Origin of the sequence: Vibrio sp. (assembly GCF_038138445.1) — a bacterium.
In the GTDB taxonomy this organism is placed as follows: Bacteria; Pseudomonadota; Gammaproteobacteria; order Enterobacterales; family Vibrionaceae; genus Vibrio.
In genome coordinates this window covers 46,534-67,671 of sequence record NZ_JAYQDQ010000010.1, presented here as the reverse complement: position 1 = coordinate 67,671, position 21,138 = coordinate 46,534, and the positions used below count along the sequence as shown (strand labels likewise).

Sequence of the window (21,138 nt, the reverse complement as noted above, 5' to 3'; positions counted from 1 at the left end):
CAAGCCGATACCCCAGAAAAAACAATGCCGCTCACCTTAAGTGAACGGCATTAGGCCAACTAGCTCCATCTTATTCTCACCTAATTGTTTAACAAGTATGCTACCAAGTAGAGGGTTTGTTAGTGCAATTTGCGCTTGCCCATTAGACACAGATTGAATCATAGCCTCTGGGCTATCAACAATTTCGATATTGCTCTTTTTCATGTCTCGAGTTATTCCAGCCGTATGCTTAACCCCTCGAATAATAACCACTTTATACTGGCTTAACTCTTCTTTATTGTTTACCTTTATTCCACTGTTACTCAGAGCGTACCCTACCGTTTTGAGAGATTAATAGGCGGTTGGAACACGAATAACATTGGGCGTTTGATCGCCATACTCCCAGATCCGAGCAACTTCTCCGGCCACTTTACCTGAATTGGCAGCACTTTGAGCTCTTAACCCAGGTAAAGGGGTAACCTCAATATCGTAACCAAGTTGACCATAAATTTGAGTTATGATTTTGCCGCTAATCGTTTGTTCAGGATGGTTTGCTAATGAAGCAAAGGTGTATTCATATGCGTGTAGAATAGATGAATAGCTTATCAGTCCAACTGCCACTAAAAATAGTTTCTTTATAATGTTCATGTGCTATCACTTTGATTCCCTCAATAGACAAGTAATAGTAGATGAACTAACTGGCGGTCAAACTTATCTAACTAGTTTGAAAACAAAACATTCTAGAGTCTGAACAATCGATGATTCCTCTTCTTATCTATTTGGCACTTGTAAAAAAAGTGAAGGCAAACACTTTTCGGGTGCTCTCTAATTGTCAGCTTGCTGCGCTTCTGCATACTGCTCTTTTATGTCCAGAATCTCTGGCATCACTTCATGAAAAATAGCGACGAGCGAAGGATCGAAATGCTTGCCGGATTCTTCATCTATTAAAGCAACAGCCTCTTTCACTGACCAAGCTTTTTTATAAGGTCTTTCGGTCGTTAATGCATCAAACACATCCGCTATGGCAATGATTCTTGCCGACAGTGGGATCTCTTCGCCTTTCAATCCATGAGGGTAACCAGAGCCGTCCCATTTTTCGTGATGAGCCAGAGCAATCTCCCGCGCCATGATCAGAAGCTCTGATTCATGCTCACCGATAATATGCGCGCCAAATTCTGGATGCTTACGCATTAGCTGCCACTCTTGGTCATCAAGCTTTCCTGGCTTAAGCAAAATCGAATCTGGAATACCAATTTTTCCAATATCATGCATTGGAGCAGCGTTAAACACCAAGTTGCTCCATTTCTCCGACACATCCATAGATTCGGCCATCAGGCGAGAATAATGGCTCATACGAATAACATGTAGGCCCGTTTCGTTGTCTTTAAACTCGGCCGCTCGACCTAACCTTCGAATGATTTCCAGCTGAGTACTTATCAGGCTTTCTGTTCGCTCTTGTACAGTTTTTTCTAAATGGCGATTCTGATCATAGAGGGCTAGATGAGTTTTAATACGAGCTTTGACAATAGATGGACGAACAGGCTTGGTGATGTAGTCGACAGCACCCAGCTCTAAACCGTAAGTTTCATCCTCTTCTGCGTTCATTGCAGTGACAAATATAATTGGAATATCTGCTGTTATTGAGTCCGCCTTTAGCCTTTTGCAAACTTCATAACCGTCCATTTCTGGCATCATGACATCAAGCAAGATGATCTCAGGTTTAGGCGTGCTCGCCGCTATTTTTAAAGCCTTGGCTCCGCTAAGCGCAGCCTTCACTTTATAGTCAGGACGAAGAATACCACTCATCACATCAATATTGTCGGGGGTATCGTCGACCACAAGCACTATCTGTTTATCCATAACTGACTCCTAAATCCATTTTCTTTCTTGTAGTGATCACCAAAGCGTACTCACAAGCATAGATTTCGCCTAATTGCCCGCTATTCATCACTATGTAATTGTTCAAGAAATGACAAAGCGTGCTCAAAATCATATTCGCTTATCGCATTGCTTATCTTTTTTACTATGGTATTTATTTGCGGTTCCAAAGGCATTGAAGCTAACTCATCAACAATCTCCATGGCTTCGGTATCATAGTCTTCCAACAGCTCTCTTAACTGGGAAATCAAAGCGGTGAAGGCTGCTTGGTCAAACTCCCCATCAGTCTTCACATTCGTTGAAGCCTGCTCTAGATCTGATAAACCAGTTAGCGTTTTATTCAGCTCCAATAATAGAGCATCTACAACGTCTGCAGGCGGCTCAGTATTTGTTTTACATTCACTCTCTAATTTCTCAGCGGCAGCCTGAACAGCTGTCGCTCCAATGTTTCCAGCCACCCCTTTCAAAGTATGAGCTAATCTTTGCGGCTCTTGACTGTCTTCTGATTGTAGTGATTGATTGAAGGTCTCGGCGAAATTGCTGTAAGAGTCTTTGTATTTCAGCAGTAGTTTCCGATACAGTTTCTGATCTTGGTTTGCTATCGCTAAGCCCTTCTTCAAATTGATGCCAGGCAAATCTGGCAAGGGTTCAAAACTGCTCACCTCTTCATCAGAGTCCTGTTGAATACTCGTTTCTCCTGCTGGGTTAGAAGGAGTGATCCAGTTTGCCATGGTTGTGTATAGCTCACGCACGTTAATCGGTTTGCCTATATGAGCATTCATTCCCGCGCTAATAACTTTTTCTATATCACCTGACATCACATTGGCAGTCAGGGCAATAACGGGAAGATCTTTAAACTCTTCTTTCTCGCGTAGCAGCCGCGTCGCGGTATACCCATCCATAACTGGCATCTGGCAATCCATCAATACACCGTCAAATGCTTCTTTATCGAGCATCTGTAATGCTATTTCCCCATTTTCAGCGACTTTGGCATCAACGCCAGCCGAGGACAAAAGCTCCATTGCCAGTTCCTGATTGATATCATTGTCTTCTACAAGCAACACCTTAGCACCACGAATTTTCATTGCCGCATCAAGGTCGTCGACTGCCGCTCGCATATGTTCCCGTTTTTCAGGATCATGACCGAAGGCTTCCATAGTTGCATCAAGGATGGTTGATGCTGAAATAGGCTTGCTAAGCACTCGTACAAATCGAGCCCGTTTTGACGCTTCTAATGCCTCGTCACGACCAAAAGCGGTCACTAAAATAACCGGCAAATCAGGGTGTCTCTCATGGATTCGCATTGTCACTTCAACCCCATCGATATTTGGAATTTGCCAATCCATCACCACAAGATCAACGGCACTTAGACCTTGCTCAAAGTGCTCTATCGCTTGGGAGCCAGAACTGTAGGCTGTCACATTAAAATCAAATGAGGAGAGAATATCAGAGAAGATTTTTCTAGCGGTCGCATTGTCATCAACCACTAATACATGTAGGCCTTTCAGCTCCGGAAGCTCGGGTTTCACTCGGCCAATCGGGACGTTTTTTTGGTATTTAAAACTAGCGGTGAAATGAAACGTACTGCCTTTTCCACTCTCGCTTTCTACCCAGATTTCTCCATTCATCATATGGGTTAATTTCTGAGAAATAGTAAGGCCTAAACCTGTGCCGCCGTATTTTCTAGTAATCGATGTGTCTGCTTGGCTAAACGATTCAAACAGCTTTTGTTGTTGCTCAGATGTCATTCCGATACCAGTATCCCTGACCGAAAAGTGCAAAGTCACCGACTCATCGTCTAACTGCTTCACTTTCACCGATACAAGGATCTCGCCTTGGTCGGTAAATTTCACTGCGTTGTTGCCAAGGTTAGTCAGAATCTGCCCTAAACGCAGCGGATCACCAATTAGCATCGTAGGCGCATCCGCTGAAACATCAAATAACAGCTCAAGCCCTTTCTCTTCGGCTCGAATGCCCACTATGTTAGCCAGATTGTCCATTACCTCTTCTAAATGGAAATCAATAAACTCTATATCCAGCTTACCGGCTTCAATTTTGGAAAAGTCCAAGATGTCATTGATAATGCCAAGCAAGCTGTCTGCTGAACGATTGACTTTTTCAATGTAGTTTCTCTGCTTATTATCTAGATCCGTGTTTAGGGCGAGCCCAGACATTCCTATGATGGCATTCATAGGGGTGCGAATTTCATGCGACATATTGGCGAGAAAATCAGATTTTGCTTTAGTCGCTTCCTCTGCGGTTTTCTTCGCTTCTTTTAACGCCTCTTCTGCAGTCTTTCTGGCGGTAATATCCGTCATGGTAATTCTAATTTCTTGTAACTCAGAATTATCATTAAAGCTTGGTAGCGCTGACACTTCAGTAATTATATGTTCTCCGTCACGCCGGACGATTGGGATTTCATGACAAAACAGGCTTTCACCGTCGCATACACTATCAAATAACGTTTTATGCTCTATGAAGTCTGGAGAAATAACATCGTGCCAGTTGACATTTTTAATATCCGTTCTTTCAACACACAATAGCTCTGAGAACGCTTTATTATGTTTAACAAACTCTCCCGCAAGGTTTACGGATGCGTAAGCCACTGGCGCGTTTTCATACAAATCCCACAGCCGCTCTTCTCGATCTTTTAACTCTTTTTCTGCCTCTTTACGCTCGGTAATATCACGTATAATCCCGACAAAAATCGTTTCTCCTGCCGAGAGCGCTTCATTTACAGCAAGATCGATCGGAAATATTTCTCCGGTTGAGCGCCTGCCCTCCAACTCAGTGTTGCGAACTAAAATATGCTCCTCTTTGGTTTGGGCGTATTTTTTCAAATAGCCATCATGCTTGTCTCGATGTGGCTCTCCCATTAACATTTTGATGTTTTGCCCCACAACATCTTCTCGTGGATATTCAAAAATACTCTCTGCTGCCGGGTTAAATTCTTGCACTATACCCAGTTCATTAATCACAATCACACCATCTTTGGTGTTCTCGAAGATAGTTCGAGAGCGTTGTTCTGCTTCTTTTAACGCCACGGTGCGTTCACCGACGCGACTCTCCAACTCTTCATTCGAGCGACGCATAAAGCTGGTGGCTCTCTGCCCTATGGTCACAGTAAGCATGCTTGAGGCTACCGCTAACAGCAGCGCTACAAACGCAGTGGAAAATAGGTAAAGCCGCATTTGATAGAAAGATTCAAGTGCTTCTGACTTGTCTATCTCAGTGGTTATGCCAACACCCAGGTTTTGGTTCCAACTCCAAACGCCAAGAACCGGCACGCCTCGATAATCTCTATAACCTTCAACATTCGAGTTGATATGAGGGTTTACTTTTCCTTGAGCGGATTTCCCCATCGCCATGACACTCTGCGCCATAAGCGTAAAGGGTTGTTCGGCAGTAGAGCTAGCTGGCACAAATCCCTCGATCAAGTTTCCTCCCGGGTCTTTTAAGGCCAGTAAGGTATCTTGATCTTGCCCTGCTGTTAACAAGCCAATGTCTTCAAGTGAATCAATAAATCGGCTTTCGGTAATCATTCCCCCATCGAGATTAATCAAATAGCTCTCACCTGAGCGGCCGATACTGCCATGTTGCATGATTTTCGATAACCTACCCCCTGGCAACAACCTTTGTGTCATTGCCGCAATAACTTCCCCACTATCATTTTGAATCGGTACAGCGAAGAACATATTAAAAGCATCCAGTCTTGTGGGCACTTCGCCCATTTTCTCTGATTGAATGTAAACATCAGAGAGAATCGGAGGAATAAAAACCGCTTCTCCTTGGAATGCTCTCTCAAGAAGCTGAGGAGCCTGTATCGCGATGAGGTTTTCCGTGCCTAAATTGGTATCGCGCCTAGAGGCAATACTGACTCTATCCTTGTTGATAATGAAAAAGCCAACACTACCAAAATCCTCCTCGTGCTGGTCAAAAAACACTCGGATGTCATTTAATGCCTGCGAGTCCTGTAAACTTTGCTTGTTTTGTGGTATCTGGAGCAACTTCTCTGTGAGAGAAACAAGGTGCGGATGTTTACCCAAACTATTTAGAAACGTTTCACTGTCTTTTACCCAATCCTCTAGGCTGTCATTGGTTCGCTCTAATACAAACACAAGATCTTGCTCAACACTACGCAATGTCACTTTTCTGTTCTGCTCAATGGTGTGCCAAACCAGAAATAGAATCACACAAGAAATAACGCAAGTTGTCGAAATTATTGAATAAGTAAAGGCTCGCGACGCGACGTATTTTGCCATTAATTCATTAGACAAAAACTTGGGTAAGATGAATGCTAACGAAAACATCAAAAGGCCTAAAATCAAGGCGATAGCGATAAATATTCTCACTATTTCATCATTTTCAATCTCTTGATGAGCCGTTGGCTGGGTGCTGCGGCCATTAGTTTGATTGACAGAAGAAGGGTTCCACTTCTGAAAGTTGGCAATGCGTTCTTCTTGGGAAACAAGGTCAAAGCCTTGGTTAATAATATCCAGTAAGGAAGCATTTCCTTCTGCTACCGCCGCTCTCCACGTATCGGAAAACAATATATGCGCTGGCTCTAAATTGAATTGGTCAAGAATACCGTCTTTTTGCAGGTGATAGGTTGCGGTTAGGGTGTCGGCCGAGAACACATCTAAGGTTCCTGCTTTTAACTCTGCAATCAGCTGTTGATAGCTAGGATAAGTAATGATGTTTTCTTCAGGCAACCTTTGCTTAAGATAGCCTTCTAAAAAGTCGCCTTTTATTACCCCAATTTTAACCCCTTCTAACGCTTTTAGCGTATCAAAAGAAGGCTGATCATTTCTCAATATGATATGAGAGCTAGTGCGAGCTAACAAAGTGCCATAGTCCAAGAACTCGTCTCGGCTCTCGTTGTAGTAAAGGCCAGCATGAATATCAGCGTCACCGCGCCCGACAGCCGCCAACGTTTCATCCCAAATGTAGGGCACAAATTCTATTTTTTGCCCAACTTTATCTGTCCAAATTTTCCATAAGTCGATAATCAGCCCAGAAGCTTCACCTTGCTCATTTTGATATTGAAAAGGCACGCAGTCGACGCAGTACGCGACTTTTAGCGGAGAAGAGTTTGCAGCTTGGCTTTGAGCAATAGTTTGAGAAGAAAAAAATACACTCCATAAAAGTAGCGACAACCAAATCGCCCAAGTCATCCTAACCATATCCGTCCATACACTCACCAAAGGAGCAGTTTGTAGCAATATTATGTAGTTAGGATATACGCAATTTATCTATCTTGCGTACCAACATAAGCCAATCTCTACCGCCTATGTCGGGTTAGGTCAATCAATGTGATTAGGTTAAGAAAAGTTGTGTATTGAACTGATAATTAAGCAGTATTTGATCACAAAATAATAATCTAATGGATAATTTCTTGGCATCTTTATACAGACTCCCTGACGAGAGAGGCCAAGAGTTTGATGTCCTAAAGATAGAGCGCAGAAAGAGAGTGAATTTTATTAACCATATACTCTTTGCGCTGCTCATAACGCACTCGGCTTTCGCTGCTTGAGCACAGTCGTTATAAATCACACTTACTTTAGTCCTTGTTGGTATATCTTGGACTTGCTCTTTCGTGCACTGGTATTTTAAGTCGGAAATGCCCCAAAATCACTTTGATTAAATACTATACACAATTCAGAGTACGTGAGTTTACCCTACTAAAACTTATTCGATTGAGTTGATAACTTATCATTCTTGTTATTAGGCAATATATTGTATTACAAGTTACCATCATGTGGAATAACTTATTGATTATATTTTGAGTTAACATGAAAATGACGGCGTCATTGAAGAATGGCAGACGACAATTTGTCGTTTAATAAGCGTTATAAGTATTGGTAGGTATATGACAAGTAAAATTTATAAATCGCTTAAAGCGATAAAAAGTGAGTTAAATGGACTCAACTCTATTGCGGAGAAAAACTGGCCTGACGATAAATGGAATTTATTGTACAACCATGCGCTAAAGGCATTTGAACTTGAAGTTCAACGGTTCTATCGGTTAGATGATAAAAGCGTCAAGTTTATTACTGCCATATCGGTCGTCATTACGGCGTTTTCAGCTCTCGTTAACTGGGTAAGTGGTAATGAGGATGTAAGTTTTACACCATACGTGTATGTCTTAGCTGCATTGGTGTTTGTTAGCCTATCTCTGTCGTGGGTGATGTTTTTTCTTTGTCTGAAAATGACAACAACAAGTGTCTTAGATATTGAAGAGACTATGTTGGAAAAGTTTAAAAATAACAATATAGCGACCATAAGAATCTCATTTTTTAAAGGACTACAAAAATCCGTAAAAGAACGGAGAGCCAGCTCAGATAAAAAGGCAAAACTCTTGACCTGGGGTTATAACTATATTGCAGCGTCTGCCTTTTGTATGGTATTGTTGGCGATAACAATGTCAGGTGAGGCGTTGTACCAAAATCATAGTGTCAAACAATCTATCGAGGTATCTGAGATGAGTGATCCAAAGGACAATAAACCTCAAGAGGACAATAGTGATCCAGATTTTGAGGTAGAACCAATGGGCACTGGTGTTGCGATGGAAGGTGCACACTCTCCTTTTGTGCCACTTCCAAGTGATGATGAGTAAATACTCATAACAAACTGTTTAAGAGTGATTCGAAACGCATACCACCTTAGCCACTATGCGTAACTTAGGTATTGCCGTTGCTCACCTCTCGTTGAATGCTGTCTCTACAGACTTCCAATATCTGCACTTATCAATGACCTGAACCTGAAAAAACTGGTCATTTCACTAAGCGACTTTCCCATACCTAAAGTTATTCGTATTTTACTAATTTAAGTAATGACTCTAAGAAACTTCTGTCCAAAAATGGCTTATAGAATTGCTAACGAGCCCACCTGCATTTGCCATTAAAGAAGCTCACTCATTTCTGGCACACTGTCGGCTTGCGCTAACAAGTATTCACACTCTGTTTGGATGAGTGAGACACATAGTTCTATGTGTTCACGCTCTCCGTCATCAATTCCCTGAGCTTCAGTAAGTTCAACCGTTTCCTTTAGGGCATTCTTTACGGCACCAAGGGTTTCTACCATTATGGAAGCGATTTTGGTACCTGAATAGTCGAGCAGAGCGCCGAATTCGGCTAAATCATAGCTGGTGATAGGGCGTTTGAAGTTACCTTTTGGCGGATTTTGAAAGTCTTCGCTTTCCCAATCTCCAATCGACATGGCAAAATATTGAGGGATACTGACTGCACGACCCTCATCAGCAGACAATTTACCGCTTCGCGAGTTGCGTTTTGCTCCCTCTTGAGCGACAGCTTCTATGTTTACTAAATCATAAAAAGGAGTCAGTTCAAGGCCTTTAGGGGTGACGAAGAAGCTAATATTTTTACCATGAGCATCGTAGTTTAGCGTTGCTAGATTAAAGAACATCCATTGGGCAAGCTTTAGATTAGTGATTACCGTGTCTATGGTTTTGACGTTCAATAGGCGCGGGAAAGAAACGCCATCACGCATATATACACCATCACCTTCATCCCCATTCTGACGCTCGTATTTGTAACCTGGAGGTAAGTCAGTCGCCTGACAGCCATCAATTACATGTTTCCGTTGAACGACATCACGAGCTTCAATATAGGCACGATCGAACCGCTCTATGATCAATGTCCTGGTCTTCCCAATACGAGTTAGTTCAACATTAGCGACATCCAAGCCTGCTAGCTTGGCTAATGTCATACAAAAGAACTCATTAACAGCAATACACGGTGCTTTACCACTTTCAAACTTTAGAATGTAGTTTGAACTTAATTTTCCTTCACCAAATCCCCATTCATCACCGCGCTTAAGTAAGTTTAACTTGTTTTGCACACCGGCAACCGAAAGGCGAACCTTACCGTCCCAATACACTAATGGCGATAGATTTCGCTCTAGTCGTTCTATGAGCTCATCATCAGGGACAGCTCTAAAGCTGGTTTCCTCAGGTTCTGAGTTTGAAACTCGAAAAGATAATGCGCCAGATGTTTCCGCACCAAGCTTACGAATCAGCCCGAACGTGTTGCTTTTGGAGATAGTGGTGTTTTGTATCATCTCCTCAAAGGCTTCTCCTTCAGGAAGGAGATTTCTGAGATAGTTCTCGATACTACGTGGCGAAGCCTGATCATCGAAAAGGATGCGGGGCGAAATCGGGAAACCAGTGTGTTTCCATTCTTCTTCATAGATGAATGAGAACTCTGTTTCTGTTCCGACGGGGAGAGTCAAACGACCAATTTTGGTATTCGTACCGATAAACACGTCTAACTGTTGTAACTTACTCATACCAACCTTCCTCATTGCTTCTCACGCTGTTTTCAGCTTGGGAGGTTATTTGGCTATGTGGACAAACAAATAGGTTTAAGTCAATAAGGCGTAACGACAACCCTAAGATATCCATAAGGACGAGTACATTGGCAAAGGTGACACTGGTATCGCCTTTTTCTACCTTCATGACTGTCCTACGAGATAAATTGGCTTTCGAAGCGAGATCATCAATGCGCCAGCCTCTATCGGTGCGCTTTGAGCGAATGGCGCTCCCTAACGTTTCCATACTGAACTCGGTATTCAAATCAGGCATAGGTTGTGCCTTCACCATCTTACCTTTTTTCATAAGTGCCTTTTAATGTACTTTTGCCACTATTGAGTTAGCCTTAACATATAAGTTCACTATAACTCACTTTTGTAGTAACTGAATTAAAAAATTTCTATAAGTGCAATTTAAATCACTTATAATTAATTTATTGGTTCAATCAACGTTATTGAGCAAAGAACAGAACGCCACCAAACTGACTTTGTGGCAGGAGATAGCTTACAAATAATCAACCTCTTCTTTCTCACCCTGAACATAACTGCCTAGATGGGTCGAAAATTCTTGGTTGTCGATAAGTTCGAGTAGCTTGTGGGCAAGTTCTTTGGGGTATATGCGCTTTTCGGTGAGTTCAGACAAAGGCACCCACTCTACCTTTTGGATGTAATGCTCATCGTTTAATCCAACAAGGTTATTAAGGTGGGGCTCGCCGCGATGACTTGTCACATGGTAAAACAGCTCACAGTGGTAGCGGTTTTTCTCGGTTTCTAAAAACTCGCGCACACAAACCAGATCGCCCACTTCAATCTCTAGGCCTGCTTCTTCTTTAAATTCTCTAACTAAACATGCTTTGGAGCTTTTATCCCCCTCTTCCATACCACCGCCGGGTGGCACCCAATATTCGCCGGTGAAGTCTTTGACTTTTAAAAGCAATATCGAGTGCTGATGAATAAGAATGCCTGCCGCTCTAATTCTTTGTTTCATGATTTTTCTTCGCTCTTAGCATAAACCTCAAAGGCGGCATTCAATAACTGCATATGAATAGGCACCAATTCACTGTGATCGCTTCGGTAGCCACCACCGACCACACAGGCTATCGGTAGCGCGCGTTGCTTTGCCATCTCAAACATGCGCTTATCGCGGGCAAAAATCGCTTGCGTGCTGATGTTAAAATAGCCTAGTTCATCTTCTTGATGGATATCCACACCTGCGTCATACAAAATCAAATCCGGTTGATGAAGATTAATCGCCATTTCCACAACCGACTCAAACGTGCTGAGAAATTCGCTGTCGCTGGTCTCTTTTGGCAGAGCAATGTCCATATCTGAGTCTGGCTTTCTGGCCGGAAAGTTTTTATCACAATGGAAAGAAAGAGTAACAATCGCTTGGTTGTCTTGGCATAAGGTCGCGGTTCCATCGCCATGGTGAACATCACTGTCAACGATGAGCACCTTATCGATACCCTCTTGACGCAGTGCTCGTTTGGCAGCCAACACCAAATCATTCAGCAAACAAAAGCCGCTGCCATAATCATAATGTGCGTGGTGATAACCACCACTGAGATGGATAGCAATACCTTTGTCTATGGCAAGCTCTGCGCTCAAGCATGTTCCGCCAGCGGAGGTGAGCGTGCGCTCAATCAAGCTCTCACTCCATGGAAAGCCAATACGCCGCATGGGCGAAACCGCTAACGTCCCGGAAAAAAGCTGCTCTATATACTGCTTGCAGTGGGTTTGCTCAACTTCCTCTCTTAACAGCGGCTCGGGCTGATGGTAGCAAAACCCTGCTTGCCACTGACTATCGCTTTGGCGCTTGGTTTCGATTTTTTGATAAAGGAGCCGATATTTGTGAATCGGATACCTATGCCCATCAGGCAAAGGGAGCTTGGAGTAAATTGGGTGATAGACTAGTGGAATCATTAGGTTTTGTTGACCTTTTTGAGCGACTATCTGCGCATATTTTGATGCTTGGCATGGTAACAAGTTGTCGCCCAATTGCAAAACATGCTTAAATTGATTTGCTTAGAGCAAGACGTCTTTTTTCTTAATTACCCTTCCCTAACGAATAAGGATTACCCATGACTACAGTGGTTATTACTGGCGCGAACCGAGGTATAGGCTTGAGCTTGGTTAAGCATTACCTTGCCAAAAACTATCAAGTACATGCAACGTATCGCTCGCAAAGTCATGCCAGCGAACTGTTTAAGCTCGAAAGTCCAAACTTGCATTGCCATCAGCTCGATGTCACTAACTACGCCCGTTATGAAACCTTATCAAGCCAGCTTCCTGAGATAGATATTTTAATCAACAACGCAGGATATTATGGGCCAAAAGGCTATATGTTTGGTGAAACTGATATTGAAGAATGGCGTAAGGTACTGGAAATCAATACCATAGCGCCGATGAAATTGGTTGAAGCCCTTTACCCTAACCTTGAAAGAGGCTCACTGAAAAAGATCGCCTGTATCTCTTCAAAAATGGGTAGCATGGGTGACAATACATCTGGCGGAGCCTATATCTACCGCTCTTCAAAAGCCGCGCTCAACTCTGTCGTGAAAAGCTTAAGTAACGATCTCGCCAGCCAAGGCTTTACTGTATTGGCGCTTCATCCTGGCTGGGTACTTACAGACATGGGCGGGCCGAACGCCATGATCACTACAGAGACTTCCGCTTCAGGCTTAATTGAGGTTATTGAGTCTGCAACGGCAGACAACTCGGGTGAGTTTATTAACTTCGATGGCTCGCCAATACCTTGGTAACTGATAGCTTGATAACTGATACCTTGGCAATAAGGCGTTAGCTTGCGACGCGCTTTTTACCACTGTATTTAGCGCGCCCGCCACGCTTGCGTTTATAAGCAGGCTTTTCCACTTTTGGTAAATGGCGCAGCGATTCAGGAACAGGTTGTGACTTTATTTGCTGCATCAAACCATCAATCTTTCCTTGAAGCGCCGACATAAAAGGTTGATAAGCTTGATTTCTCTCCGCCATTCCCTGCAATTGGTGCTCCCAGTGGGCGGTAATATCAGGATAGGTTGATTCAGCAGGCAGAGCATGAATAAGACCTCGCCCCGCAGGCGAACTTAAAATTGTTTTGCCTTGTCTTTTAAGAAGCTGGCGCTTAAACAAGGTATCGAGGATCCCTGCGCGAGTCGCTTCAGTACCAAGACCATCGGTCTCTTTTAAGATCTTTTTTAACTCTTTGTCAGAGACAAAACGCGCAATACCTGTCATGGCTTGCAACAAGCTCGCTTCCGTAAAATGTTTGGGAGGCTCAGTTTTACGATCTTTGATTTCCCCTTCCCGGCAAGTTAGCACACTGCCTTTGGGTAAAGGAGGAACGGTATCTACCCCTGTGTCTTCTTCATCGGTTTTACCAAGTAGCGCTTTCCACCCCGCAGAAACCAGTTGGCGCCCCTTGGCAACAAACTCACCACCAGCAATATCAAACACCAGTTTAGCTTCGGCATACACAGCCGCAGGATAGAACTGCATTAAATATTGACGCGCAATTTGCTGGTAGATTTTCATCTCATTGGCGGATAACGCATTGACTGACGCTTTTTTAGGCGTGGGAATAATAGCGTGGTGAGCATCGACCTTTTTATCATTCCAAGCTTTGGATTTGAGTGTTAAGTCGGCTTGAGAGACGGCTGAATTAAGCTCTTTGGCATTATTGCTAATGGCATCACACACACTGCTTGCCTCAGAATAATGACCTTTGGGAAGGTAACGACAGTCAGAGCGTGGATAGGTAATCAGCTTGTGTTTTTCGTACAAGGACTGACAAGTGTCAAGGACTTGCTGAGCGCTCATACCAAAGCGTTTGGCTGCATCGATTTGTAGCGCAGACAACGAATACGGCAGCGGTGCGAACTGCTTGGTTTGTTTTTGCTCTGATTCAACCACCTTCGCCGCCTGATTGGCGATTCGGCTTGCAACATTCTCCACCAGCTTTCGATTGAGTACTCTGCCCTCTTCGTCTTGCCAAGGGCGGCAAGCCTCACTGGGTTTCCAACGAGCACGGATATCAAATTGACGCGCGCCATCTTGATAAGGGATCAGCGCATCGAGCGTAAAATAATCCCGAGGAACAAAGTTTTCTATTTCTTCATCGCGTCGCACCACCAAGCCAAGTACTGGCGTTTGTACTCGCCCAACAGAAAGGACACCTTGATAGCCCGCTTGCTGGCCAAGCAAAGTATAAGCTCGTGACATATTCATGCCATACAGCCAGTCAGCACGAGAGCGCGCCAACGCTGAAATAGAAAGAGGAATAAACTCCTGATTACTGCGCATTTGATTTAAGGCGCGTTTTACGGCGGGAAGGTTGAGATCACTGATCAAAAGTCGCTGCGCACTGGTTTGCTTAGCTTTCGCCACTTTACAGTAGTCCAACACTTCATCGACTAGAAGCTGCCCTTCACGATCGGGATCGCCTGCGTGGATGATTTCTGTGCAGGTTTTGAGCAGCTTTTTTACCACGGTTAATTGCTTGCTGGCCGATTTTCTTGGTCTAAGCTGCCACTGCTGCGGCACTATGGGCAAATCTGCCATGTTCCACTTTTTGTATCTACCATCGTAGGCATCAGGCTCTACTTGCTCCAGCAAATGGCCAATGCACCAGGTCACCACATCACCATTACCGCAACGAATAAAACCCTGGTCTTTTTTCTGTGGATTAGGCAGCGCTGCCGCAATAGCGCGGCCAAGGCTTGGTTTCTCGGCGATAAATAGACGCGTCATAAATAATTTCAAGCAGATACAATAAGGGCTACATTAACCAATGTAGCCCTTAGAAATCAAGAAAAACTGTAAATTTAAACAGTAGTTCCTTTATTCTTCTTTGTCTGAGCCTGCGCGCTCTGCCGCTTCTTTGATCAATGGCTGAAGCTCACCTTTTTGGAACATCTCAATAATGATGTCACAACCGCCAATCAGCTCGCCTTCAATCCAAAGCTGAGGGAAGGTTGGCCACTGAGCGTAGGCTGGCAGTTCAGCGCGAATATCTGGGTTTTGTAGAATATCAACGTAAGCGAACTTCTCGCCACAAGCCATCAATGCTTGAGACGCCTGAGATGAAAAGCCGCAGCTAGGTAGCTTTGGAGAACCTTTCATGTACAACAGGATAGCGTTCTCTTCAATTTGCTGTTTAATTTTATCTATGGTTTCCATTGCTTCCTCTTTATATGGTATTACCGCAAATTATTAGCATATTTTAAACCATTGTCAGAGAATAAAAAGCCTATAATGTTTATGGCTTTATACCACAAGTTTATTTCATATAGAATTCTGCTGTGATGCTTTTAATAAAGTGAAAACTTGCTAAACTATAGCGCAGTTACCAAAACGACATGGCGGACCATGGTCCACCATGATAATAAATTACACTGGAAGCAATCGAGAGAGTTTAACTCTCTCATATTTAATGGAGAATCGAGCAATGGCATTTGAACTACCAGCTCTTCCTTACGCAAAAGATGCACTAGAACCACATATCTCAGCTGAAACTCTAGATTTCCACCATGGCAAACACCACAACACTTACGTTGTTAAGCTAAATGGTCTTATTCCAGGTACTGAGTTTGAAGGTAAATCACTAGAAGAGATCATCAAGACTTCTTCAGGTGGCGTATTCAACAACGCAGCTCAAATCTGGAACCACACTTTCTACTGGCACTGTCTTGCGCCAAATGCAGGTGGTGAGCCTACAGGTGCGGTTGCAGAAGCAATCAATGCTGCGTTTGGTTCTTTCGCAGACTTTAAAGCTAAGTTCACTGATTCAGCAATCAACAACTTTGGTTCTTCTTGGACTTGGCTGGTTAAAAAAGCGGACGGTTCTCTAGATATCGTTAACACGTCTAACGCTGCAACGCCTCTAACAGAAGCAGGTACGACTCCACTGCTTACTGTTGACTTGTGGGAACACGCTTACTACATCGATTACCGCAATGTTCGTCCTGATTACATGAACGGTTTCTGGGCGCTAGTTAACTGGGATTTTGTTGCACAGAATCTAGCAAAATAATTCTGCTACCAGTCTCTAACGCTTATTGCGTATCAAAAGCCAGCATCTGCTGGCTTTTTTCTTTTCTGTTCAACCATTTCACTAAAGTTTGTCTGGGTGTCGCCGTTACATAAGCATCAAGCGAGGTAAGATGCAAACTCAGATTCATACATTAGACAAAGCGGGAATAATTAACGAACTTCAGTTCGGTGATGGGATTAACCATGCCGTTCACGAAGGGCGTCGTGCTGACTTTGCTTTGATTCTATCGATGTTTTCTGATGATGTTAGAGATAATACCCCGATTGAGAAAGTCACTGAAATAGACACAACAGAAGAGGCCTTAAGACGCCGCTTTGAATTATCACAGCCTCAAGAGCTTCGCTCCAACCAAGAATCTTATCCAGTGGCGGCCACTCAAGCTGAGCTATTTCACACCTCAGGTCTGCCAAGTGCCAAACTGAGCCACTACCTCAAACCTGATGCTTTGGCTTATCTACCGGAAGACACCTTCAATCTTCCCGAAGACATCTACCACAACCTATCAGGGCACCAACGTCGCCAATTAGGTGAGACTGGCAGCAAATCTATCATGCCAATCGATCTATACAATCAATTGGTCACAGCCCAAAGAAACTTCCAAATTCAAACACAAGTTTAAAGATCTATTCAGATCACAATTACTTTCATATCACTCATTTAATAATCAACAAGTTTCTCATAAATGTGAATGAGCGCAAGTTATTTAATTTAACCCCAAGATATACACAATTTATTTGACCTTATTCACACCAAACGCACAATTAATCTACCATGATATGTGGACAAACTTTCAAGGCCGCCAATGGAGGCACAGTGTATGGACATAAAAAGTGCTGTAATATTAATAACTTCCGCAGGAACTCAACTCGGCAGCACCCTAGCTATGCACTTTGCATCTCTTGATGGAATTGTCATTCTTTGTGATACCAATAAATCTCAATTAAATGAAACTTTTGAGCGATGCAAAAAAATTTCGTCGAATATTTATCAGCATGCAATGAATGATCATTCTTTAGATAGCATTAACTCATTGTTTACCTTTATTGATCAATCCGTTCATCAATCCCCTGATGTACTGATCAATGCACTCACTAGCCAAACCATGCCAAAATTCTTTGATGAAAAAGCCAGCGATATTTTCACTCAGCATCTATCTTTGATGGCCGCCACTTTATTTACCTTTGGTCAGGCAACCGCAGAAAGAATGCGCCAAGACAAAAAAAATGGTGTGATTGTCAATGTGATTGCTCACGCAGATTACAGTGATATGTCTGGGTTTGAAAATGCTACTTCTATGGTTGCAGGTTTCACCCAAAGCTGGGCAAAAGAGCTTAATCCATTCAATATTCGTGTTGGAGGCGTGGTGCCTTGCTATGAACAGCAAAATATCCACTGGGCGAAGATACGTGATGAGTTAATTAGAAATACCGAATATATTGTTTCTAACGATTACTTTAGCGGCCGAGTTATGGCCGCCTAGTCAGATATTCGTCAAACGCTTTACTGGTTCGATAAGGTTTTGAGCAGCCCTTCTGAGGCTTGTTCAATCAAATCGACAACCAGTTCAAAACCATTGTCCCCGCCATAATAAGGGTCAGGGATTTCTTCGTGCTTGGTCTCACCATAGCTAAGAAACAGCTGCAATTTGTTTCGATATTCAACCGGGCATTGCGCGTGTAGGTCGGCAAGATTGTCCTTGTCAGCGGCCAAAATTAAATCAAAGTAAGCGAAGTCCTCATCGACAATTTGGCGTGATACGATCCCTTTAAATGAATAGCCTCGGCGCTCACCAACCGCTTTGGAGCGGGGATCAGGCGGATTGCCTTGGTGATAACCTATCGTTCCTGCTGAATCAACCTCGATATCAAGGCCCATGCGCTCAGCTTTCGCTCTTAGAATTGCCTCGCCTGTTGGTGAACGACAGATGTTACCCATACAAACAACGAGTATTTTCTTGGCCATATTTTCCTTTCCCTAACAAAGCCATGGTTTTTTGCACCACTGTGGATGCGTTATCATAGACTCAGTTTTTAAAATTAAAAAGGACTTCCCGTGACATCTGATAGCCAGAAACAAGAACGCCATCAGGCAAGACAACAAAAAGTGAAGCAGCAAGTCGATGCGAGAGTTGCAGCAGCCCAAGATGAAAAAGGTCTGCTACTTATTATTACTGGTAATGGCAAAGGTAAATCGACCTCGGGGTTTGGAACCATAGCCCGCGCCGTTGGCCACGGCTTAACTTGCTCAGTAGCTCAATTTATCAAAGGCACTTGGGATAACGGCGAGCGCAATTTGCTGGAAAAGCTTGGCGTCGAATTTCAAGTGATGGCAACTGGTTTTACTTGGGAAACGCAAGATAAAGAACTCGATACTCAAGCTGCGCAAGTGGTTTGGCAAGAGTGTAAACGTATGCTCAGCGACGCTTCAATAGACGTGATTTTGCTTGATGAGCTGACTTATATGGTTAGCTACGGCTATATCGAATTAGAGGAAGTGGTTGACGCTCTCAATAACAGACCGTCGATGCAATCGGTAATTATTACTGGGCGCGGAGCACATCGCACTCTGATTGAAATGGCCGATACTGTGTCTGAGGTTAAGAACGTGAAACATGCGTTTGACTCTGGAGTCAAAGCGCTAAAAGGGGTTGATTGGTAACCGCCTTAAAATAAAAGCGCCCAACTGGGCGCTTTACTCAAAGCTTGTTCGTAACTAGTGCAGCTTAGTTAAACAACCCTTTAATCAAGCTGTTAACCGCATCCTTGGTCTTTTGATCTTTTATCTTATCGCCGAGTTTCTCGTCTAACTTTTTCAAACCACGATCAACTTCTTTTTCGACTTTCTGTTTCAATACATCGTCAAAGACCAGCTTAAATTTAGGTTTGGCCCAAGTACCAGAAATGTTAATTGGAATAGTCACATCTCTCAGCTCATCAATACTCTTACCACCTTGACCTTCTAGTGATCCGACAACCGACGTACTGACCGTAAAGTTAACGGTTTGCTCGATGTAGTTTGCACTGCCATTTCCTCGGATACGCAGCAGTGGCGATTGCATTGATAAATCATTGGTCGAAACAACACCTTTATTAAGTTTTAAGGTCGCTTTCATCGCACTAAAATCGGTTTTTTGTGCTTCTTTAGAAGGCTCGGCTTTTTGGCCTTTAAACTTGGCGTAGTTTTCACGAATCAACTGAGCTACGTTGATGCCATTCACCGCACCATCGGTAAAGTTAATGACCACAGTACCAACTAAATTCTTTTGAATCCCTGTTGGAGTGAGACTTCGGCCTTTCACATCTACATCAATGTTACCTGTACCTTCTAACTTATCATTGTTAGCCACATCGGAAAGCAAAGGCTGAACCTTAACACCTTTAATGCGCTTTTTAACCGTGTAACTCGCTGGGCTTTTTCTTGCGTCCAGTTTTGCAGAAGCCGTGATCGAACCTTGGTACAAGTTCGAAGAAAAAGACGTCAGCTCAGCAATACCACGATTGACATAGAAACTGGTTTTGACCTTTTCCATCTTGGCATTGCTCGCCTTAAATTTATCAATGGTGATATCACCTTTGATATCTAGAGACTTAAGTGCGGACAAATCTGGTTCAACTTCTGGTTGAATTGACGCCTTTTGCGCGCTGTTTTGACTCGGTGCTGCCTCTGGTTTTTCCGTCGATGCTTCGTCAGTCTTTGCTGTATCAAGCCCTAGGAATTCATCCAAATCAATATTTGGGCTGTGCAGTGAAAAACGCACTTTAGGAATATCACCTAAGGTTACATTGGCTTTACCATCAAATGCCAAGGCGTTAGCGGTTAGCTTCTCTAACACAAAACTTAAGTGGCTTTTAGTCAAGTCAAAGGATAAATCGGAGACCATATCAACTTTCATCGGAGATTGAGGCAGAGTATCTCCTTTAAACGTGGCATCAAGGGTCAACTTGTCCATCACCACTTTTGAGATCGCTTTGTCGACGGTTAAACTGCCACTGCCTTGCATGTCAATGTCGAGATCGGCAGCACGCCCCACTAGGTGATAAGTCAAAGCATTGGCTGTATCAAAATCAAATGTCTCCAAACCGAGTTTGATCGAGTCAAACTTATTCGCTGGATCACTAAAACCTGCATTAAGTTCTATATTACGCAGTGAATACTCGGCAAAACCTTTCGCTAGCTTAAATTCAGCGCTCCCCTGTGCATTGAACTTCTGTTGATTGTTCTCACCTTTCACCGCGAAATCAGCACGGGTCCAGTTATCAATAGCAAACTCGGACAAGTTAAGAGAAACATCAAACAACTTGGTATATGAGCCCGCCTGTTTATCCTGAATTTCAATCGCTGCGTTAGATATGGTCACACCGGCAAGGTTAAGGCTCCAATCAGACGCTGGTTTCTCTGTCGTGTCAGTTGGCGAAGACTCTACTGGCGTATCAGTGGCAGCCGGCTCTTCTGATTCTGCTTGTTCTGTCTGCGCTTTGGTTAACGCATCAATGTTCTTGCGACCATCTTTAAGTGTCTCAAGATAGAACTCCGCACCATCAAGGGTAATATTACCGATTTCAAGTTGCTGGTTTAAAAGCGGTGAGACTGATACATCAATACCAACAGTATCAACTTTGAATAAATTCGGTTTAGAAAACCCTTGTGGGTTTCTCAGTTCTGTCTTACCTAGCTCAAAGCCAAGTGATGGAAAAAACTTCCAACTGATGTCACCTTCTATTACCAACTCCAAGCCAGTGTGTTTTTGAGTTTGCTCAACAATAAGCGGCTTAAACTGATTGGGGTTGACGAAAAGCACCAGCGCTACAATCGCGCCAAACAGCACGATGATTGGAATGGCAATAAATAGGAACAGTTTCTTCATCAGAATTATCCTTGCTATTCAGAGTTGTCGTAGATTG

General features: G+C 43.4%; 18 protein-coding genes. 6 read left to right on the top strand and 12 right to left on the bottom strand.

Annotated features, from left to right (window positions below; genetic code table 11):
- Window positions 1–36: 36 nt before the first annotated feature.
- From AAFM34_RS05170 to AAFM34_RS05155, 4 genes are all read right to left on the bottom strand, one after another.
- On the bottom strand, window positions 37–204 hold the full coding sequence (locus AAFM34_RS05170) for a hypothetical protein (RefSeq protein ID WP_341660669.1): 168 nt from the start codon (window positions 202–204) through the stop codon (window positions 37–39).
- Window positions 205–330: 126 nt separating this feature from the next.
- Entirely contained in the window at window positions 331–627 is a 297-nt protein-coding gene (locus AAFM34_RS05165; protein WP_341660667.1) for a hypothetical protein, read from the bottom strand.
- A 177-nt stretch (window positions 628–804) separates the two neighbouring features.
- Window positions 805–1,839, bottom strand: coding sequence for a two-component system response regulator (locus AAFM34_RS05160; protein ID WP_341660664.1), 1,035 nt, complete (start codon window positions 1,837–1,839; stop codon window positions 805–807).
- Between the two features lie 80 nt (window positions 1,840–1,919).
- Window positions 1,920–7,031 carry a response regulator gene (locus AAFM34_RS05155; RefSeq protein WP_341660662.1) on the bottom strand — a complete coding sequence of 1,704 codons (5,112 nt, stop codon included), beginning with the start codon at window positions 7,029–7,031 and terminating at the stop codon, window positions 1,920–1,922.
- A 695-nt stretch (window positions 7,032–7,726) separates the two neighbouring features.
- Here AAFM34_RS05155 and AAFM34_RS05150 point away from each other — a divergent pair.
- Window positions 7,727–8,473: a hypothetical protein gene (locus AAFM34_RS05150; RefSeq protein ID WP_341660660.1), complete on the top strand. Its 747-nt coding sequence runs from the start codon at window positions 7,727–7,729 to the stop codon at window positions 8,471–8,473.
- A 284-nt stretch (window positions 8,474–8,757) separates the two neighbouring features.
- Here AAFM34_RS05150 and AAFM34_RS05145 read toward each other — a convergent pair whose 3' ends face one another.
- From AAFM34_RS05145 to AAFM34_RS05130, 4 genes are all read right to left on the bottom strand, one after another.
- Complete coding sequence (locus tag AAFM34_RS05145; protein ID WP_341660658.1) at window positions 8,758–10,164, bottom strand: HipA domain-containing protein; 1,407 nt, start codon at window positions 10,162–10,164, stop codon at window positions 8,758–8,760.
- Window positions 10,157–10,492 carry a helix-turn-helix domain-containing protein gene (locus AAFM34_RS05140; RefSeq protein WP_341660656.1) on the bottom strand — a complete coding sequence of 112 codons (336 nt, stop codon included), beginning with the start codon at window positions 10,490–10,492 and terminating at the stop codon, window positions 10,157–10,159. Before AAFM34_RS05140 ends, AAFM34_RS05145 begins: the two co-directional genes overlap by 8 nt.
- 198 nt (window positions 10,493–10,690) lie before the next feature.
- The gene (locus AAFM34_RS05135; RefSeq protein WP_341660654.1) at window positions 10,691–11,173 is read right to left on the bottom strand and encodes an NUDIX domain-containing protein; all 483 of its coding nucleotides are present in this window, start codon (window positions 11,171–11,173) and stop codon (window positions 10,691–10,693) included.
- Window positions 11,170–12,108, bottom strand: a complete 939-nt coding sequence (locus AAFM34_RS05130) for a histone deacetylase (protein WP_341660678.1) — start codon at window positions 12,106–12,108, stop codon at window positions 11,170–11,172. The genes AAFM34_RS05135 and AAFM34_RS05130 overlap by 4 nt, the downstream gene beginning before the upstream one ends.
- A 158-nt stretch (window positions 12,109–12,266) precedes the next feature.
- Between AAFM34_RS05130 and AAFM34_RS05125 the strand changes: the two genes are divergently transcribed.
- A complete protein-coding gene (locus AAFM34_RS05125) occupies window positions 12,267–12,947 on the top strand; it encodes an SDR family oxidoreductase (RefSeq protein WP_341660652.1) in 681 nt (226 codons plus the stop codon).
- Between the two features lie 37 nt (window positions 12,948–12,984).
- Here the strand turns inward: AAFM34_RS05125 and AAFM34_RS05120 are convergent, their stop codons facing one another.
- Window positions 12,985–14,934: a DNA topoisomerase III gene (locus tag AAFM34_RS05120; protein ID WP_341660650.1), complete on the bottom strand. Its 1,950-nt coding sequence runs from the start codon at window positions 14,932–14,934 to the stop codon at window positions 12,985–12,987.
- 90 nt (window positions 14,935–15,024) lie between these two features.
- Complete coding sequence (locus AAFM34_RS05115; RefSeq protein ID WP_341660648.1) at window positions 15,025–15,363, bottom strand: Grx4 family monothiol glutaredoxin; 339 nt, start codon at window positions 15,361–15,363, stop codon at window positions 15,025–15,027.
- A gap of 268 nt (window positions 15,364–15,631) precedes the next feature.
- On the opposite strand from AAFM34_RS05115, the gene sodB reads away from it, so the two are divergent.
- The 3 genes from sodB (at window position 15,632) to AAFM34_RS05100 (ending at window position 17,717) form a co-directional block, all read left to right on the top strand.
- Window positions 15,632–16,216, top strand: a complete 585-nt coding sequence (gene sodB / locus AAFM34_RS05110) for a superoxide dismutase [Fe] (protein WP_152429998.1) — start codon at window positions 15,632–15,634, stop codon at window positions 16,214–16,216.
- 130 nt (window positions 16,217–16,346) lie between these two features.
- The gene (locus tag AAFM34_RS05105; protein ID WP_341660646.1) at window positions 16,347–16,856 is read left to right on the top strand and encodes a VC2046/SO_2500 family protein; all 510 of its coding nucleotides are present in this window, start codon (window positions 16,347–16,349) and stop codon (window positions 16,854–16,856) included.
- Between the two features lie 198 nt (window positions 16,857–17,054).
- Window positions 17,055–17,717 (top strand): SDR family oxidoreductase, encoded by a 663-nt coding sequence (locus AAFM34_RS05100; protein WP_341660644.1) that lies wholly within the window; start codon window positions 17,055–17,057, stop codon window positions 17,715–17,717.
- Between the two features lie 20 nt (window positions 17,718–17,737).
- On the opposite strand, the gene AAFM34_RS05095 is transcribed toward AAFM34_RS05100, so the two are convergent.
- Window positions 17,738–18,199: a low molecular weight protein-tyrosine-phosphatase gene (locus tag AAFM34_RS05095; RefSeq protein WP_341660641.1), complete on the bottom strand. Its 462-nt coding sequence runs from the start codon at window positions 18,197–18,199 to the stop codon at window positions 17,738–17,740.
- A 90-nt stretch (window positions 18,200–18,289) separates the two neighbouring features.
- Between AAFM34_RS05095 and cobO the strand changes: the two genes are divergently transcribed.
- Window positions 18,290–18,895, top strand: a complete 606-nt coding sequence (cobO, locus tag AAFM34_RS05090) for a cob(I)yrinic acid a,c-diamide adenosyltransferase (protein ID WP_341660639.1) — start codon at window positions 18,290–18,292, stop codon at window positions 18,893–18,895.
- A gap of 64 nt (window positions 18,896–18,959) precedes the next feature.
- On the opposite strand, the gene AAFM34_RS05085 is transcribed toward cobO, so the two are convergent.
- Window positions 18,960–21,101, bottom strand: a complete 2,142-nt coding sequence (locus AAFM34_RS05085; RefSeq protein ID WP_341660637.1) for an AsmA family protein — start codon at window positions 21,099–21,101, stop codon at window positions 18,960–18,962.
- Between the last annotated feature and the right edge of the window lie 37 nt (window positions 21,102–21,138).

Coding starts and splice junctions, on each gene's coding strand:
- AAFM34_RS05170 (WP_341660669.1), bottom strand. CDS start 204: ATGAAAAAGAGCAATATCGAAATTGTTGATAGCCCAGAGGCTATGATT.
- AAFM34_RS05165 (WP_341660667.1), bottom strand. CDS start 627: ATGAACATTATAAAGAAACTATTTTTAGTGGCAGTTGGACTGATAAGC.
- AAFM34_RS05160 (WP_341660664.1), bottom strand. CDS start 1,839: ATGGATAAACAGATAGTGCTTGTGGTCGACGATACCCCCGACAATATT.
- AAFM34_RS05155 (WP_341660662.1), bottom strand. CDS start 7,031: ATGACTTGGGCGATTTGGTTGTCGCTACTTTTATGGAGTGTATTTTTT.
- AAFM34_RS05150 (WP_341660660.1), top strand. CDS start 7,727: ATGACAAGTAAAATTTATAAATCGCTTAAAGCGATAAAAAGTGAGTTA.
- AAFM34_RS05145 (WP_341660658.1), bottom strand. CDS start 10,164: ATGAGTAAGTTACAACAGTTAGACGTGTTTATCGGTACGAATACCAAA.
- AAFM34_RS05140 (WP_341660656.1), bottom strand. CDS start 10,492: ATGAAAAAAGGTAAGATGGTGAAGGCACAACCTATGCCTGATTTGAAT.
- AAFM34_RS05135 (WP_341660654.1), bottom strand. CDS start 11,173: ATGAAACAAAGAATTAGAGCGGCAGGCATTCTTATTCATCAGCACTCG.
- AAFM34_RS05130 (WP_341660678.1), bottom strand. CDS start 12,108: ATGATTCCACTAGTCTATCACCCAATTTACTCCAAGCTCCCTTTGCCT.
- AAFM34_RS05125 (WP_341660652.1), top strand. CDS start 12,267: ATGACTACAGTGGTTATTACTGGCGCGAACCGAGGTATAGGCTTGAGC.
- AAFM34_RS05120 (WP_341660650.1), bottom strand. CDS start 14,934: ATGACGCGTCTATTTATCGCCGAGAAACCAAGCCTTGGCCGCGCTATT.
- AAFM34_RS05115 (WP_341660648.1), bottom strand. CDS start 15,363: ATGGAAACCATAGATAAAATTAAACAGCAAATTGAAGAGAACGCTATC.
- sodB (WP_152429998.1), top strand. CDS start 15,632: ATGGCATTTGAACTACCAGCTCTTCCTTACGCAAAAGATGCACTAGAA.
- AAFM34_RS05105 (WP_341660646.1), top strand. CDS start 16,347: ATGCAAACTCAGATTCATACATTAGACAAAGCGGGAATAATTAACGAA.
- AAFM34_RS05100 (WP_341660644.1), top strand. CDS start 17,055: ATGGACATAAAAAGTGCTGTAATATTAATAACTTCCGCAGGAACTCAA.
- AAFM34_RS05095 (WP_341660641.1), bottom strand. CDS start 18,199: ATGGCCAAGAAAATACTCGTTGTTTGTATGGGTAACATCTGTCGTTCA.
- AAFM34_RS05085 (WP_341660637.1), bottom strand. CDS start 21,101: ATGAAGAAACTGTTCCTATTTATTGCCATTCCAATCATCGTGCTGTTT.